Annotated in this window: 10 protein-coding genes; 7 read left to right on the top strand and 3 right to left on the bottom strand. The window is 44.8% G+C overall.

All coding sequences use genetic code 11. The features are described 5' to 3' along the window. The first annotated feature begins 43 nt into the window (after window positions 1-43). From ACFSTG_RS03405 to ACFSTG_RS03370, 7 genes are all read left to right on the top strand, one after another. Window positions 44-3874: an efflux RND transporter permease subunit gene (locus ACFSTG_RS03405; RefSeq protein WP_380748484.1), complete on the top strand. Its 3831-nt coding sequence runs from the start codon at window positions 44-46 to the stop codon at window positions 3872-3874. Further along, window positions 3871-5124, top strand: coding sequence for a TolC family protein (locus tag ACFSTG_RS03400; protein ID WP_380748482.1), 1254 nt, complete (start codon window positions 3871-3873; stop codon window positions 5122-5124). The genes ACFSTG_RS03405 and ACFSTG_RS03400 overlap by 4 nt, the downstream gene beginning before the upstream one ends. Continuing rightward, window positions 5108-6868 (top strand): efflux RND transporter periplasmic adaptor subunit, encoded by a 1761-nt coding sequence (locus ACFSTG_RS03395; RefSeq protein ID WP_380748480.1) that lies wholly within the window; start codon window positions 5108-5110, stop codon window positions 6866-6868. The genes ACFSTG_RS03400 and ACFSTG_RS03395 overlap by 17 nt, the downstream gene beginning before the upstream one ends. Window positions 6869-6893: 25 nt before the next feature. After that, window positions 6894-7490, top strand: a complete 597-nt coding sequence (locus tag ACFSTG_RS03390) for a DUF3347 domain-containing protein (protein ID WP_380748478.1) — start codon at window positions 6894-6896, stop codon at window positions 7488-7490. A 50-nt stretch (window positions 7491-7540) separates the two neighbouring features. Then, window positions 7541-8116, top strand: coding sequence for a DUF2911 domain-containing protein (locus ACFSTG_RS03385; protein ID WP_380748476.1), 576 nt, complete (start codon window positions 7541-7543; stop codon window positions 8114-8116). Continuing rightward, on the top strand, window positions 8117-8677 hold the full coding sequence (locus ACFSTG_RS03380) for a helix-turn-helix domain-containing protein (RefSeq protein ID WP_380748474.1): 561 nt from the start codon (window positions 8117-8119) through the stop codon (window positions 8675-8677). Between the two features lie 78 nt (window positions 8678-8755). Next, the gene (locus ACFSTG_RS03370) at window positions 8756-12295 is read left to right on the top strand and encodes a heavy metal translocating P-type ATPase (protein ID WP_449329202.1); all 3540 of its coding nucleotides are present in this window, start codon (window positions 8756-8758) and stop codon (window positions 12293-12295) included. Between the two features lie 95 nt (window positions 12296-12390). Here ACFSTG_RS03370 and ACFSTG_RS03365 read toward each other — a convergent pair whose 3' ends face one another. From ACFSTG_RS03365 to ACFSTG_RS03355, 3 genes are all read right to left on the bottom strand, one after another. Continuing rightward, the gene (locus ACFSTG_RS03365) at window positions 12391-13326 is read right to left on the bottom strand and encodes an EF-hand domain-containing protein (protein ID WP_380748472.1); all 936 of its coding nucleotides are present in this window, start codon (window positions 13324-13326) and stop codon (window positions 12391-12393) included. A 372-nt stretch (window positions 13327-13698) separates the two neighbouring features. Then, the gene (locus tag ACFSTG_RS03360) at window positions 13699-14481 is read right to left on the bottom strand and encodes a DUF7282 domain-containing protein (protein ID WP_380748470.1); all 783 of its coding nucleotides are present in this window, start codon (window positions 14479-14481) and stop codon (window positions 13699-13701) included. 253 nt (window positions 14482-14734) lie between these two features. Further along, window positions 14735-17230: a zinc-dependent metalloprotease gene (locus tag ACFSTG_RS03355; protein ID WP_380748468.1), complete on the bottom strand. Its 2496-nt coding sequence runs from the start codon at window positions 17228-17230 to the stop codon at window positions 14735-14737. Window positions 17231-17421: the final 191 nt, after the last annotated feature.

Raw genomic sequence — 17421 nt, 5'->3', positions numbered from 1 at the left:
GTTGCTGTGTTTGTTCACTCTTTTATCAATTTAAAGTCATAGAATGCTTTCTAAAATAATTCATTACTTTCTTTATAACCGGTTGGTTACCATGCTGCTTCTTGTCTTCATGATAGGTTGGGGCGTGGTGACATCACCCTTTGACTGGGATTTCGATTTATTGCCACGTGATCCCGTGCCGGTAGATGCCATCCCTGATCTTGGCGAAAACCAGCAGATCGTTTTTACCGAATGGCCAGGACGTTCGCCACAGGACATTGAAGACCAGATCACCTATCCCCTTACTACTTCGCTGCTGGGAATACCCGGCGTGGAATCCATACGAAGTACATCCATGTTTGGTTTTTCCAGTATCAATATCATCTTCAAGGAAGATATAGAATTCTACTGGTCCCGTACCCGTATCCTGGAAAAGATCAACTCCCTTCCTTCCGGGCTTTTACCTGAAGATGCTCAACCTACCTTAGGTCCCGATGCAACTGCTCTGGGCCAGGTATTCTGGTACACTCTGGAGGGACTTGATCCCGAAGGAAATGTAACCGGTGGATGGGACCTGCATGAGATAAGATCTGTGCAGGACTACTATGTTAAACTGGGACTAAGTGGGGTAGAGGGAGTTTCCGAAGTTGCCTCTGTAGGTGGTTATGTGCGCGAATACCAGGTGGATGTCGATCCAGACGCCCTGCGGGCTTATAACGTTGGTATAAACGACGTGATGATGGCCGTGCGAAATTCCAACCGCGATATTGGGGCGAAGACCATTGAGATCAACAAGGCTGAGTATCTGGTTCGCGGATTAGGCTATATAGAATCTCTGGAGGATATCGAAAATACGGTAGTCGCTGTTAAAGACAATACTCCGGTGCTCATTTCAGATATTGGGGTTGTCACCCTGGGTCCTGCCGAGAGACGTGGCGTACTCGACAAAGCCGGTGCCGAGGTTGCCGGGGGGGTTGTGGTTGCCCGTTATGGATCGAATCCGCTGGCAGTGATCAACAATGTAAAGGAGAAGATCAAAGAGATCGCGCCGGGGATGCCTTCTAAAGAACTGCAGGATGGAACTTTGAGCAAACTCACTATAGTTCCCTTTTATGATCGTACCCAGTTGATCCAGGAGACGCTCGGAACTTTGGAAAATGCACTTTCCGATGAAATCCTTATCAGTATCATCGTGGTGATCATCCTGGTGCTTAACCTGAGGGCTTCAATCTTAATTTCCAGTTTGCTGCCCATTGCGGTGCTTATGACCTTTATTGCGATGCGTTATTTTGGGGTTGATGCCAATGTAGTAGCACTTTCGGGAATTGCGATCGCTATTGGGGTAATGGTAGATGTGGGAATCGTGTTTGTGGAAAATACACTGCGGCACCTGGAGCTTGATGAAAACAGGAATGCCCGGGGTGAAAAACTGCTTCAGGTAATACGAAATGCCACTATAGAAGTAGGGCCTGCAGTGACCACTGCTTTGGCAACGACGGTAGTTAGTTTCCTGCCCGTATTTTTTATGGAACATGCCGAAGGAAAGCTTTTCAGACCACTGGCTTTCACAAAGACTTTTGCCCTGGTAGCTGCATTTTTGCTGGGGGTGATCGTGTTGCCTATGCTTTCGTACTATTTCTTTTCCTTCAGGCTTAAAAAGGAGAGCGTGAATCGCATCTGGAATTACGGTCTCATTGCCGGGGGAATTGTTCTCTCCCTTCTCTTCGGAATGTGGTTACCCCTTGCTCTTACCATGATCGGTATTTTACGATTGCTGGAACCGAAAAGCCGGGGTTTTCTTGGAAAATATTCCCGGGAAATTTCACTTTTCATTATCCTGGCAGTGACGATCTTTTTCCTCACTACCCACTGGATGCCCCTCGGCGTAAGGAATTCAATTATTGAAAACTACCTGTTCGTGATCATCCTGCTGGTGATCACGCTTGTGGCGTTGTTAGCTATAGTTAAGTACTACGAAAACATATTGACCTGGTGCCTGGAGAACAAAAGAACCTTCCTGGCACTACCTATAGTGACTATTCTTTTTGGCTTTTTGATCTGGCAGGGATTCCCTAAGATCTTCGGATTTGTAGGGGACGGTGCAGAGAAGATCGGTTGGGAAATAAGGGACTCCTCTGGCTGGAAGGCAGCTTCAGAAACTTTTCCCGGAGTGGGGAAAGAATTTATGCCTACTCTTAATGAAGGAAGTTTTCTTTTGATGCCTACGGCTATGCCGCACATGGGGATTGAAGGAAGTAAGGAAGTGCTGCAAAAGCTGGATATGGCTGTGACCAACATTCCTGAAGTGGAAGTTTCCGTAGGAAAACTGGGAAGGGCAGAGACTGCTATTGATCCTGCACCAATTTCCATGTACGAGAATGTGATCAACTACAAGCCTGAATATATGCTGAATGAAAAAGGCAAAATGCAGCGCTTTAGAGTAGATGATGATGGAAATTTCATCCTGAAGTCGGGTGAAGCATTAGCTCATGAAGAAGCTATTTTAAGGAATCTTACAGCCAAAGACCTGGTGCCCGATAAGGATGGGGAATTCTTCAGGAACTGGAGAGAGCACATCAACAGTCCAGATGATATATGGAACGAGATCGTTAATGCCACCAGGTTGCCTGGTGTCACCTCTGCTCCAAAACTGCAGCCAATTGAAACCAGGCTGGTGATGCTGCAAACAGGAATGAGGGCCCCTATGGGAATTAAAGTTTACGGCCCTGACCTTGAAACCATCCAGAATTTTGGTTTTAAGCTGGAGGAGATCCTTAAGCAGGTTCCTTCGGTAAAACATGAGGCCGTGTTTGCCGACAGGATCGTAGGGAAACCTTACCTGGAGCTGGATATCAACAGGCAGAATATCGCCCGCTACGGTCTTAGCATTGAGCAGGTACAACAAACCATTGAAACCGCTATTGGCGGAATGGAAATTACAACCACAGTTGAAGGTAGGGAGCGTTATCCTGTGCGGGTGAGGTATCCGCGGGAGCTTCGTAACTCGCCCGAGGAAATAAAGCAAATACTGGTGCCAACACCCACCGGGGTGCAAATTCCGTTGGGACAATTGGTAGATGTCAATTATGTGCAGGGACCTCAGATGATCAAGAGTGAGGACACCTTCCTGGTGGGTTATGTGCTATTTGACAGGAAACAGGATTATGCCGAGGTGAATGTAGTGAACGATGCCCAGGCCCTGATTGCCGAAAAGATTGATACAGGAGAACTGCAGGTGCCCCAGGGAGTGAGTTTTGAATTTTCAGGGAATTATGAGAACCAGGTACGGGCGGTCAAAAGGCTGGCTATTGTTATACCAATTTCCCTGATCATTATCTTCCTTTTACTGTACTTCCAGTTCAAGACAGTGATCGCTTCTACGATCCACTTCTCAGGAGTTTTTGTGGCATTTGCCGGCGGATTCATCATGATCTGGTTATACGGGCAGCCCTGGTTCATGGATTTCGATATTTCAGGTACGAATATGCGCGACCTGTTCCAAATGGGAACCATAAATCTCAGTGTGGCAGTATGGGTTGGTTTTATAGCCCTCTTCGGAATAGCAACAGATGACGGTGTGCTTATGGGAACTTACATACATCAGGTTTTTGAAAAACGTGATCCTCAAACAGTGCCCGCAGTACGCGCGGCCGTACTCGAGGCCGGAAAGAAACGTGTGAGACCGGCAATGATGACCACAGCAGTAACTATTATAGCTCTATATCCGGTGCTTACCTCCACAGGAAAGGGAGCAGATATTATGGTACCTATGGCTATCCCTATTGTAGGGGGAATGGTTATACAGATCATGACCATTTTTGTAGTTCCGGTGCTACAGGCTATTTGGAGAGAAACCGTGGTGACCAGAAATGAAAATAAAATAACTGAAGGATGAAAAACTCTTTAAAAATATCATTTTTGGCGGCTGTGCTTTTTCTCTTCTTCGGAAGCCTGAAAGCACAAACCCTGGAGGATTATCTGCAGATCGCTGCAGATAATAATCCCGATGTAAAGGCTGCCTACGCTGAATTTGAAGCGGCCATGCAGGAGGCGCCGCAGGTAAAAAGCCTGCCTGATCCTACTCTTACCATGACAGCTTTTGGGAGTATGGTAGAGACCAGGCTAGGGCCGCAGGAAGCGCGTTTTTCCCTGATGCAGATGTTCCCGTGGATGGGTACCCTGGAGACCAGGGGAAATGTGGCAAATTTAATGGCCGAAGCAAAATTCCAGGCATTCCTTAACAAACGGAATGAACTGTTCCTGGAAGTGAGCCGGCAGTTTTATGAACTCTATGCCCTTGAGCAACAGCTTAGCTATCAACAGGATGATCTCGAGATCCTTCAGAATTATAAGGATCTCGCACTTTCGCGTGTACGTGCCGGGAGCGGAGCCCTTTCTGACGTGTTGCAGACCGATTTGATGCGGAACGAATCTGTCACCGGCCTGGACATCCTTAGACTAAAAAAGGAATCCCTGGTGGTACAATTCAATGCGCTATTGAACAGGCCCAGAACAGAAATAGTGATCCTTCCGCAGGAAATTGAAACAGGTCCCGAAAATGCCATTTTTGACACACCTGTGTCGGGGAATCCCCGTCTGGCTGAGCTGAAAACAATGGAGGAATCAGCCAAAGCACAGGAAAAACTGGCACAAAAGGAAGGTCTTCCCAACGTAGGACTGGGAATTGATTATGCGATCATTGGAGAACGAATGGATATGGACGTAGAAGACAGTGGCCGGGATGCCATAATGCCTATGCTTTCTGTAAGCCTGCCAATTTTCCGCGGAAAGTATAAAGCAGCAAAGAAACAGGCGGCTTTCATGGCAGAAAGCTATGAACAGCGAAGAATTGGCCTGGAGAACCAACTTTCCGCCGAAATGGAAGCCGCAGTTTTTCAGGTAAGAGAAGCGCAGGCCATGTTGAAATTATATGAAAGACAGGTTGAAAGCTCAGAACAAGTGCTTAATTTATTATTATCGTCTTATCGTAATGCTTCCTCCAGTTTTGAAGAGGTATTACGCGTACGGCAGGAACTTTTAAAATATCAGCTGGCGGTAGCAGAGGCAGAAGCTGCCTATCTCACTGCCCTGGCAAGGATCGATTATTTATCGGGAAAATCATTTGACTATGACAACAAAAACTAAAAATATACTCATCATTGCCGGCACCCTGGTAGTGGGAATGCTAATGGGCTGGCTGTTTTTTGGAGGCAGCGACGAAGCCGAAACTCATGATCACAGTGCTGCCGAAGCTGCACAGGAAACAATATGGACCTGTTCCATGCACCCTCAGATACGTTCTTCAGAACCGGGACAATGCCCAATCTGCGGCATGGATCTCATTCCCTTGGAAAGTAGTGATGCCGGTGAAAATCCCGATGCGATACAAATGAGCGAATATGCCATGAAACTGGCTAATGTGCACACACAGAAGGTAGGTGCCGGAACAGGCGATAGAGAGCTGAGGTTAAACGGAAAGGTCACGGTAGATGAACGCAATGCCTACACTCAGTCTACCCATGTGCCGGGAAGGATCGAACAATTGCAGGTGAATTTTACGGGAGAGGAAGTCCGCCGTGGACAGGCCCTTGCCGTGGTCTATTCTCCCGAACTCATCACTGCCCAGGAAGAACTGTTGCAGGCTTATGCCATTCGCAATTCCCAACCAGAACTTTTTGAAGCCGCTAAACAAAAGCTGCGTAACTGGCGTATTGGCGAGAACCAGATCAATCGAATCCTCGAAAGCGGAAAGGCTACAGACCGGTTTACCATAACAGCCGATGTAGGTGGTGTGGTGACTGAGAAACTCGTGGAACTGGGGGATTATGTAGATCGTGGAATGTCATTATATCAAATCGCCGACCTCACAAAAATGTGGGTGTTGTTCGATCTTTATGAAAGGACAATAGGACTGGTAGAAAAAGGTGACAAGGTGGAATTTACTGTGGCTTCACTTCCCGGAGAGAAATTTGAAGGCACCATTGACTTCATTGATCCTTTACTGGACAGTCAAACCCGGGTATCAACTGCCAGGGTGGAAATATCGAACAGTGGTAACAAATTAAAACCGGGGATGTTCGTGACGGGGGTTATTACCACTTCGGGAGCCGAAAAAGCACAGGACCTTACTGTGCCGAAGTCGGCAGTATTGTGGACAGGTAAGCGCAGCGTAGTCTATGTTAATGAAGGTACCGCTGCCAGTCCTTCTTTTGTAATGCGGGAAGTATTATTGGGGCAATCCCTCGGGGATTCTTATGTAGTGCAGGAAGGACTTTCTGACGGAGATGAGATCGTGGTAAACGGTACGTTTACTGTAGATGCCGCGGCACAGTTGGCCGGTAAACCCAGCATGATGAATCCGGCCGTGGCGGCTACGGCCCCTGCGCAGGAAGATGTAAGGCAGTATCTTAAGAATAGCGGGTATGACTTTAGCCAGGAGGCTTCAGAAAAATTTCAGGAGCAACTGGGAAAGGTGGTATCGGTGTACCTTCAGCTTAAAGACGCGCTGGTAGAGGAAAAAGAGAAAGAAAGCTTAAATTTGACAAGAAATTTCCAGGAGGCTGTTCAGAATACACAGGCTTCAGAGTTAACAGGAGAGGCGAAAGCTTTCTGGGAAGAAAAGCAGAAATTTTTGTTGCAGCACACAGAAGTAGGTTTGAAGGCAAAGGGTATTGAAGAGCACAGGAATAATTTTATATATCTTTCTGAAGCCCTTATCAAAACCGTTTCAGCATTTGGAATAAAAGGCAACCCTGTATACGTTGACTACTGCCCCATGGCAAACTCTGACAAAGGGGCGTACTGGTTGAGTGAAACCAGCGAAATCAGAAATCCTTATTACGGAGATGCCATGCTTAAGTGTGGCGAAATTGTAGAACAAATCAAATAATTAATAACTATAAATGTATCTAAAAATGAAAAACGCAAGATTATTATTAATGGCCTTTTTAGGAGCGATCACTTTGAACTCCTGTGGAGAGACCAAAAAAGAGAATGAAACCGAAGAGGCAAGTATGCCAATGCAGAATGAAATGCATATGGAAGGAGATGAAATGCAGGAAATGGGTGACATGCAAGAAGGAAACCTTGACGATGGTGCACAGGGAGATATCGCCTTCAACAACCAGAATATGGAAGCGGTTTACAACCATTACGTGCACATCAAAACTGCCTTGGTAAACACCAATGCTGAAGAAGCTCAGAACGGAGCCAAAATGATGACCGAAGCACTTCAGAGTGCGGGTGGAAATGAGAAGGTATTGAATGCAGCTCAAAAGATCGCCCAGACAGATGACATCAACGTGCAAAGAACTACTTTCCAGGACCTTTCTGCTGCGATGGAAAACATGCTTTCGGGGCAATTATCTTCGGGAGAAGTGTACAAACAATTTTGCCCAATGGCTTTTGAAGGAAAAGGAGCTTATTGGTTATCATCTTCTGAAGAGATCCGCAATCCCTACTATGGCGATAAGATGCTTAAGTGTGGTAGCGTTAGGGACACCATTAAATAAATAAAAAAGATCTGCCGGTCTCCAGGGGCCGGTAGATCAAAATTCACACGATGAAACAAAAAATTATTTTGCTAATGATCTTTTTTGGGATCACGGCAACCACGGTAAACGGTCAGGTAGAACATACGAATGGCCATGCCAGTCATACCATGAAGGCTAAAACTTCAAAAAAGAGCCTGAGCCCTCATACTATGACAATGGCGATGATAGACGGGGCACATGTTCATATAGACTATTCTGCACCAGGTGTAAGAGATCGCGTGATCTTTGGAGGTTTGGTGGGTTTTGACAGGGTATGGCAGGCAGGGGCACACAATGCTACCTGGTTGCAAACAGATAAGGATCTGGTCTTCTCAGGAAAAGTTCTTCCGGCAGGGAAATATGGTTTTTTCCTTATTCCGGGAAAACAGGAATGGACGGTAATTTTCAACTTCCGGTGGGACCAGCATGGTAAAGACGAGTACAATGAAACTGAAGATGTACTACGGCTGACTGTGAAACCTGTGGATCTTAAAGAAGTTCAGGAAGTATTAACTTATGAAGTGAACAAAACAGGAGATAAATCTGGAGAGATCGTTTTCTCCTGGGAAAAAAAGAAGTTGGATCTGCCATTTACGGTTAAATAGATGAAACTCTATATAAAAAATATGGTTTGTAACCGCTGCATCATGATGGTGAAGTCTGAACTGGAAAAGTTCGGGCTTCAGCCTGATGCGGTACAGCTCGGGGAAGTTGATCTTCCACGGGCTCTTTCCGCAGATGAAAAAGAGCAACTGGACAAACGTTTCCGGGAACTGGGTTTTGAGATCATAGATGACAGGAAAACCCGTCTTATAGAGAGCATCAAAACCTGTATCGTGGAGCGGATACATTATACCGAAGAACCATTAAAAATTACCTTTTCAGAATATCTTTCAGAAAAATTCCACCAGGATTATTCTTCTTTGAGCAAACTCTTTTCTGAAGTGCAGGGAATGACCATTGAACAATACGTGATCACCCAAAAGATCGAAAAAGTAAAAGAATTGCTGGTGTATGATGAGCTTTCCCTCAGCGAAATTGCGCACCAACTCAATTATTCCAGCGTCTCCCATTTGAGCAAACAGTTCAAGAAAGTAACGGGTTTAACGCCCACCCATTTTAAGCAGGTAAAGGAAAACAAACGCATTCCTCTGGACAAGCTTTAAATCTTACCACAAATTTCCAGAATTGTATAACATTTCCGCTTTAAATCCTGCGAACTTTGGGATATAAAAGTGTAAGAAATGAAACATACCTATAAAATCACCGGCATGACCTGTAACGGGTGCCGCTCGCATGTGGAAGACAGCCTTCGGAAGGTCGACGGGGTGAAAACAGCTGCTGTAGATCTTGAACAAGCTGAAGCACAAATCGAGATGGAGCAGCATATCCCGGTTGAGGTCTTTGAAGCAGCTCTACAGAAAGACGGCGGGAAATATCATATTTCTGTACCCGAAAGTACTGCTGAAAAGCCATCCGAAAATGCCATTTCTGAGCCTTCTTCTTCCGAAGCTATGAAACACACCTATAAGATCACCGGCATGACCTGTAACGGGTGCCGCTCGCATGTGGAAGAAACCCTTCGCAAGGTCGACGGGGTGAAAACAGCTGCTGTAGATCTTGAACAATCTGAAGCACAAATCGAGATGGAGCAGCATATCCCTGTTGAGGTATTTGAAGCTGCACTTCAGAAAGACGGCGGAAAATATCATATTTCAAAGCCGGATAGTAACCCTGAAAAAGCATCCAAAAATGATGTTTTACAGGGTTCTTCTTCTGAAGACCCTCAGCACCTCATGAGCCATACGTACAAGGTTACCGGCATGACCTGTAACGGGTGCCGCTCCCATGTTGAAGAAACACTTCGGAAGATCGACGGGGTGAAGGATGCCTCCGTAGACCTTGAAAGAGGCGAGGCAGTCATCAAAATGCCAAAACATATCCCGACTGAAGTTCTGGAGGCAGAACTGCAGAAGAGCGGCGGGAATTACCATATTTCTGAAGCTAAGGGTCACACGAAAGAAGCTGAAGAAACACCTGCTGCTGTAGATAAATCTCCGGAAAAACCCGGAGCCGGAATGGAGCATCGATATCAAATTTCGGGCATGACCTGTAACGGGTGCCGCTCCCATGTTGAAGAAACACTTCAAAAGGTTAACGGGGTGAAAAATGCTTCCGTTGATCTGGAAAAATCTGAAGCGGTGATCGGGATGGAAAAGCATATCCCGATTGGCGTTTTTGAAGATGCATTGCAAAAGGATGGTAGTAAGTACCACATTCATTCGGAAGGGTCAAAGGAAAAGTACCAGGTGACCGGCATGACCTGCAACGGGTGTCGTTCTCATGTTGAGGAAACCCTGAAGAAAATAGAAGGGGTAAAGGAGGTTGCTGTTGACCTGGAGAAAGCCGAGGCGGTAATTTTTGCAGAAAAACCCATTCCGGTAACCACTCTTCAGGAAGCACTGAGAAAAGATGGGAATACTTACAATATTTACCTTCCCGGGCAGGACATAACCGCTCCTCCCAAACCCGAAAAACCAAAAGGTAAAGGCACGGGAACTTTTTACTGCCCTATGCACTGCGAGGGAGATAAAACCTATGATAAACCCGGCGATTGTCCCGTCTGTGGTATGGACCTGGTAGAAGAGGTAAGCCTCAAAGCTGAACGGCAAAAATACACCTGCCCCATGCACCCTGAAGTGGTAAAAGATGAGCCGGGGGATTGCCCCATATGTGGGATGGATCTTGTGCCTATGGCACCCGAAGCTTCTGCGGAAGAGAAGTCGTATCAAAAGCTGCTCAAAAAGTTCAAAATTGCCGTGGCCTTTACCGTTCCCATTTTCCTTATCGCGATGGGAGAAATGATCCCGGGAAATCCCATTTATGACTGGATGAGTATGGAAGCCTGGAACTGGGTGCAGTTTGGTCTGTCCATACCTGTGGTATTCTATGCTACCTGGATGTTCTTCGAAAGAGCGTACAGGTCGATAAAGACCTGGAACCTGAACATGTTCACCCTCATAGGAATTGGGGCCGGGGTGGCGTGGCTGTTCAGCGTATTTGGAATGCTGGTGCCTGGCTGGTTTCCACAGCAGTTCCTTACCGAACATGGAACGGTGCACGTGTACTTTGAAGCCGCGACCGTGATCCTTACCCTGGTGTTGCTGGGGCAATTGCTGGAGGCCAGGGCTCACAGCCGAACCAATTCCGCCATTAAAGAGTTGTTGAAGCTCGCACCCAATACTGCCACTATTGTGGTAAATGGAGAAGAGCGCGAGATCCATACAGATGAGATCCAGGTAGGAGATATCCTTAGGGTCAAACCGGGAGATAAGATCCCTGTAGACGGAATTATCGAGAAGGGACAAACCAATATCGACGAGTCCATGATCACCGGGGAGCCGGTTCCCGTGGAAAAAGCCGAGGGCGATAAAGTGACATCAGGGACCATTAATGGAAACCGAAGTTTCACTATGAAAGCCGAAAAAGTTGGGAATGAAACGCTCCTGGCCCAGATCATCAAGATGGTCAATGATGCCAGCCGTTCACAGGCCCCCATTCAAAAGCTGGCAGACAGGATCTCGGCTTACTTCGTGCCTATTGTGGTCCTGATCTCCATTATTACGTTCATCGTCTGGGCTATTTGGGGCCCTGAACCCAGTTACGTCTACGCGCTTATCAATGCTATCGCCGTGTTGATCATTGCGTGCCCCTGTGCTTTGGGACTGGCAACACCCATGTCCGTCATGGTAGGAGTGGGGAAAGGGGCGCAGAACGGAGTGCTTATCAAAAATGCGCAGTCCCTTGAGCAAATGGATAAGATCGATGTGCTGATCATAGACAAAACCGGAACCATTACAGAAGGAAAACCTTCGGTGGAGAAAGTGGTGGTTACAGGAACCCTTTCTGAAGATGAGGTGTTGCGATATGTAGCTTCCATTAATTCCAGGAGTGAGCATCCGCTGGCATCGGCTACCGTGAATTACGCAAAGGAAAGAAACCTGGAATTTTCAGAAGCGGAGGACTTCGATGCGGTAACCGGAAAAGGAGTTAGAGGTATTTCCGAAGGGAAAAAGATAGCCATTGGGAATGATAAATTAATGCAGGAGATCAATGCTGAGGTGAGTTCAGACCTTCAGCAGCAGGTAAAAGAAGAGCAGCAACAAGGGAAAACGGTTTCTTATGTCGCAGTCGATTCACAAGTTGTGGGATATGTAACTATTACCGATCCTATCAAAAAGACAAGCCGACAAGCAATATCAGATCTGATAGATTCCGGAGTTGAAGTAGTGATGTTGACCGGGGATAATGAGGTGACCGCTTCTGCGGTGGCGAAAGAACTGCATTTGTCCGGTTTTAAAGCCGGAATGTTGCCGCAGGATAAAATGGAAGAGGTCACAAAACTTCAGCAACAAGGGAAAAAGGTTGCCATGGCAGGGGACGGGATCAACGATGCGCCGGCACTTGCCAAAGCCGATATTGGGATCGCGATGGGTACAGGAACCGATGTGGCTATCGAAAGCGCAGAAATTACCCTCGTAAAAGGAGATCTTCACGGGGTGGTAAAAGCAAAGAATCTGAGTAAAAAGGTGATGAAGAACATCAAACAAAATCTGTTCTTTGCCCTTATTTATAACACGTTGGGAGTACCTATCGCAGCAGGGGTCTTATTCCCTTTCTTCGGAATCTTACTTTCTCCCATGATTGCAGCTTTAGCCATGAGCTTTAGTTCTGTTTCGGTGATCGCGAATGCCCTAAGGTTGAGGACCGCCAAAATTGACTAGTTAAAAATGGCATTTTAGAAAGTCTTTCTAAACGAAACTAAAAGGTTCTCCTGCGGGAGAACCTTCATTTTTTAGATTATATGACTCTCTGGCGATCACCATCGCCACCAACTTACAACAACAGGGAAATATCCTTCAAATTCCTCTTGTTCTATAAAATTGGTTAAATTGATATCCCATTCTTTGAATAAACCGTTATGCCATTCCTCTAACGAAACAAGGGAATTGTCATTCGAATCGTAGGACTCAAACCATCCCGATTCTTCAAAAATGGTAAGCCATTCTTCTTTGCTCAGTACATTATCTTTATTAATATCTGCAGAAGAAAAATTAGTATCTGTCCAATGATTAAGTAATTTAGGATAATTTGTGTTCCATTCTTCCTGAGACAAACTATTGGAATGTTCATTATCAGCATTTGTAAAAAAGGTATGGTAGAATTCGTCCTTATTTAGAAAATCATCCTGGTTGGTGTCCCAATAGTTGTGGAAGTAGTTCCCGAAGTTATAGCTTTCCAAAGCTTCCTCTTTATCCAAAACCCCGTCGTCGTTCGTGTCATACCATGCGAAGGTATAAGCATCAGGTCCTGCAGCAAAAACTGTAATTGTTTTTGTCACCATTACATTATTGTTTTTTATAGGTTCATCTGAGGGATCCCATTGGCCCGGTGTACCCCCATTAAGATTATCGGCATAAAGTTTTAGTACAATCTGATGGCCTTCTACAGGGAGAGGGAAAATGCTTTCATCAATTATGAGCTTTACATCGGCAGTTGTCCCTTTTTTAACTAGTACAGGTTGTGCAATAAAATCGTTCGTATTCTCATCCCCAACCTGAACAGCCGTCAACCAACTGTCCTGTCCTACTGATACCACGGGAATAATTAATGTATTCTCCGAAATAATTTGCTCTGCGGCAACCTGAATGGTTCCAAGAGGATTTTCATTCTCATCATCATCACTACAGCCGGTAAATCCCACTACCAGGATGTACAGTACGGCAAAAAGCCTGAGGTTTGGCACTGTTTTCATATCACACATTTTTAAAAGTTCAGATCTTAAAGCCAGGGGATATAATTAACGGGGTTCAATTTCTCAGTTTTTTATGTTGGGGAATGCCATTTTGAAAGAACTGTTCGTCAAAAAGACTGAGAGGTAGACCTATGTTTATCAAGAAATTGTGGTTAAATCTCTGAAAATAAATTGATTACACAATAATTTTTTGTAGGGCCTACTGTGAATTTAGAAGGAGATTAACTCATTTGGTTAAGCACCTGCCAAAGAAGAAATGATTAACTGATATAAAATGTCAAAATTTTAAGGAGGGGGAACTATTTGAATGAAACATCCGGACAAAAAAAGCCGGAAAATTTTTCCGGCTCTTTACTTTCATTTATGCTTCAATTAATCAAAAATGATCTCGTCCCATATAGTGTTATCCACATCAAATCCAAAGAATTCAGGAAGGTCCTGTGTTGGATCATCTTCAAACGTAAATTCCTCATCTGCAGGATCATCTACGTGTAAGCGAACAAATAAAGGATCGCCTTCTGTGTAGACGAAATCGTCATCAAAGGTGATGACCACGTCATCCTGACTATTGGTGACCAGTTCATATCCTACGATTTCAGATTCATCGTTATTGGGATCTCCGTCATATAGAACAATATAACCTGTTCCGCTTAGATTCACATTGTCAAAGGTGATGGTGTTATCTGTCACCGTAGCATCAGAAATAGTAAAATCAGGAGTGTTTACCATCACAGTTTCTGTGGCTCCGGGGATAGGGGTGTCGTTGGTTTCATTGAATGTTCCATCACCCATATTATAACCATTGTCAACATGAAGCATAAGTACGACAGTATCTCCATCGTCTAAACTGGTGCCATCCAGGTTTAATTCCACATCTGTATTAGTGGCAGAGGTTAATAATTTCTGTCCTATAATTTCCCCGGCAGCAGTGTTGTGATGGGCAACTAACCACACATCTGTATTGGCGGTTACCTGGTCAACGACTAGAGTATTTTGAGAAATTACCTGGTCGTCATCAGCAACAGTTATTATTCCTGTTGGATCTGGATCCACAACTTCTCCATCGTCATCGTCGCTACAACTGTTGAATCCAAAAACAAGAAATAACATTCCTGCATAAAGCATTAGTTTCTTAAGGTCTTTTACTCTTTCCATAATTCATTTTTTTTTAGTTATAAATACCTGTTGGTTAAAACAAGGTGTCCTAAAAGTCTGAAAATAAAATGTTTAGGAGAAATTTTTTGTAGGAAGTAAATGAAAATTTACATCTACTTTAACGTTGATGTTAAGCCTTTCCAAAGGATGTCAAATGAACAGACGTGTTTTTCACTCTAATCAGCATCAAAATAAAAAGCCGATGGAAAATTTCCACCGGCTTCTGTCTTCTCTAATATCCTATTGAATTTTCCTAACTGTTAGGGTCAAGAATAAGGTTTACACGTTCCAGGGCGTCCTGAAGGTGATACTTGGTCATGGTATCCCTGCTTCTGCCAATACTGTTCCTAAGATCTCTCTGAAGTTTCGTCAATTCTCCACGAACAACAGGGCGAATATCACTTTGAGCTACGTCTACATTGGAACGGGTTACCCACGATCTGTACCTGGCAGGGATAGGTTCCTGCTCCTGTGTCATAAGGTGTTCCATTCTGTCAATATACGCTCGCTGAAGATTTCTTCGGTAAGTGTCTATGCTGCTGCCTCTTCTCAATTCGCTCCAGATCCCGGTTCTTAAGTCCTGCATCATATTCAGAAGTCCGTATGCTTCGGTTCCGTTTGTCTCATGGTTCTCAATGAGCCTCGCCATTCTTCCGAAGTCAAGAAGGTTGTTCAGCGTTCGTTCCTGGGTGTTTCTTATGCGTTCAATATTTCCGTCAAATTCGATCTTATTGAAAATGTCCTGATCGATCAACCATTCCGGGGTTGAGAAAAGTTCATCCTGCAAAAAGTTCATGGCAATTTTCTGCTTTTCAGCAGTTACATGAAAATATACAGCTCCTTCCTGGTCATAGGTTTTCGTTTCTTTGATCACCCCGCCAATATTGGCAGTTACATGACCCATATAACGATTGTATTGCCCCAGCACCTGTTCGTACATAGTTTCAAGATCTTCGTAGTCTTTTCCTGCTTCAGAAGTCCACTCGATAAGGTTTGGAACGATCCTTTTAAGGTTCTTGATTCCATATTGGCTGGCAAGTACCGCATCGTCTCCAAGATCTTCTGTTTGAGAAGTAGGGTCGATCACGCCACTTTGCTGTCCACCGAACCTGTAAACAGGGTCTCCCGCTTTCTCCAGGATCCAGGAATCAAGGACAGGCTTTTCCTCTTTGCCAAATTTCTCCGGAATGGGTTTATATCCCCACATAATGGAGTACTTGTCATAAGGCCCAATATTCGGCATAAGTGCAACATCTCCGTCTTCAGGCTGTGCTATGTAATTGAAACGTGCATAATCCATTATTGAGGGTGCCGTTCCATATTTTTGAGTGAATTCAGGATCTCTTAAAGATTCTACAGAATAAGCAACACTGCTTCCCATATTGTGTGGTAGCCCAAGGGTGTGACCTACCTCATGAGAAGAAACGAACCGAATGAGTCGGCCCATTATCTCATCTTTGAACTCTACCCCGCGGGCCCCTTCGTTAATGGCTGCGGTCTGTACAAAGAACCAGTTACGCAGTAAAGTCATCACATTGTGGTACCAGTTGATGTCTGATTCCAGTATTTCCCCTGAACGCGGATCACTAACATGTGGTCCATTCGCATTTGGGATCGGGGAAGCCAGGTATCTAACAACAGAATAACGTACATCTTCCGGACTCCAGTCAGGATCTTCTTCTTTTGAAGGAGGATCCTTTGCAATAATGGCGTTTTTGAAGCCGGCAGCCTCAAAGGCTACCTGCCAGTCTTCAATTCCCTGTTTAATGTATGGGATCCACTTTTTAGGAGTGGCAGGATCAATATAATAAACGATTTGTTCCTTAGGTTCTACCAGTTCCCCGCGCTTGAATTTTTCCAGGTCTTCGTCCTTCACCTCAAGTCTCCATCGGTCAAGGTAACGCACAGTTTTACTTTTTTGCACATCAAGACCATAATCCGTCTGTCCTGTAGTAAACCAGCCCACCCGCTCATCATAGTATCTTCTTTCCATAGGTACTTTTGGAAGCAGGATCATGGAATTACTCATCTTAACCGAAACAGACGCGGTACTGGAATTTGATGGTGGTTCGCCTGCGTTATATGTCTTTACGTGACGTACTTCAATATTCTCAGGATAACTTCTTATGGTATCAATATAAGATCTGCTGTCATCGAGGCGGGTGATCTTGTATTCTTTCCGGCTCCTTTCAGGAAAACCTATGGCCTGCACATCCTTTTTGAAAAGATCTGTCACCTTGATCACAGTAGCGTTATTCACAGAATCTTTGTGAAAAGCTGCAATATCAAAGGAAAACAGGATGGGTTCGAAATTCGAGTTTCTAACGGCTTCATGAATAGGAAGAGAATCTGCTGCAAATACGTCATGGGATACCACCCTTAGAAGTACATTTTTGTTCCTCTTTTCCCAGCGAAGCACCTGTTCGTTTTGTTTTCCCCCACCAAACCCAATTCCCGATGCGGTTTGTGCGATTCGGGTGACCATTAGCATTTCCCGGTTGAAAAGGCTGTCGGGGATTTCATAGTAATAATCATCTTCAATTTGATGCACCGTGAACAGACCCTTGTCTGTTTTTGCATCTTTGGTGATAACCTTATTATAAGGTTTGATCCCGTTCTTGTCTTTTTCAGAGGGTTTGGCTGTAGCTGCAGTTTTCTTCCCATTTTCTGGCTGGAATACAGCGCAGCTGGTAAAGGAAAAAGACAGGAGGGAAACAACAACAAGCCGTAACAATAATCGGTTGTTCATTAATGTGAAATTTAAGTTAAAGAAAAGCCCAATGTAAAAAACAATGATCTGGTACCTAACAGAAAGATGTTAAATAACAAGGGGTTGCATATGCTTCGTATAAGACAGTCGAAACAGCAAAAGGTTTAAAAATTAATAAAAAAAAGTGAAAAAAACGTTTGGAATAAAAGAGAGTGCCTGGGATTCTTCTG

The organism is Salinimicrobium flavum, from assembly GCF_042684505.1.
Taxonomy (GTDB): Bacteria; Bacteroidota; Bacteroidia; order Flavobacteriales; family Flavobacteriaceae; genus Salinimicrobium; species Salinimicrobium flavum.
The sequence above is the reverse complement of the archived record's forward strand: the minus strand, read 5'-3'. Positions and strand labels throughout refer to the sequence as shown.

What these genes read in the sequence shown, in the direction of transcription:
- ACFSTG_RS03385 (WP_380748476.1), top strand. Translation starts at nt 7,541, where the DNA reads ATGAAACAAAAAATTATTTTGCTAATGATCTTTTTTGGGATCACGGCA.
- ACFSTG_RS03400 (WP_380748482.1), top strand. Translation starts at nt 3,871, where the DNA reads ATGAAAAACTCTTTAAAAATATCATTTTTGGCGGCTGTGCTTTTTCTC.
- ACFSTG_RS03405 (WP_380748484.1), top strand. Translation starts at nt 44, where the DNA reads ATGCTTTCTAAAATAATTCATTACTTTCTTTATAACCGGTTGGTTACC.
- ACFSTG_RS03390 (WP_380748478.1), top strand. Translation starts at nt 6,894, where the DNA reads ATGAAAAACGCAAGATTATTATTAATGGCCTTTTTAGGAGCGATCACT.
- ACFSTG_RS03380 (WP_380748474.1), top strand. Translation starts at nt 8,117, where the DNA reads ATGAAACTCTATATAAAAAATATGGTTTGTAACCGCTGCATCATGATG.
- ACFSTG_RS03370 (WP_449329202.1), top strand. Translation starts at nt 8,756, where the DNA reads ATGAAACATACCTATAAAATCACCGGCATGACCTGTAACGGGTGCCGC.
- ACFSTG_RS03355 (WP_380748468.1), bottom strand. Translation starts at nt 17,230, where the DNA reads ATGAACAACCGATTATTGTTACGGCTTGTTGTTGTTTCCCTCCTGTCT.
- ACFSTG_RS03360 (WP_380748470.1), bottom strand. Translation starts at nt 14,481, where the DNA reads ATGGAAAGAGTAAAAGACCTTAAGAAACTAATGCTTTATGCAGGAATG.
- ACFSTG_RS03365 (WP_380748472.1), bottom strand. Translation starts at nt 13,326, where the DNA reads ATGAAAACAGTGCCAAACCTCAGGCTTTTTGCCGTACTGTACATCCTG.
- ACFSTG_RS03395 (WP_380748480.1), top strand. Translation starts at nt 5,108, where the DNA reads ATGACAACAAAAACTAAAAATATACTCATCATTGCCGGCACCCTGGTA.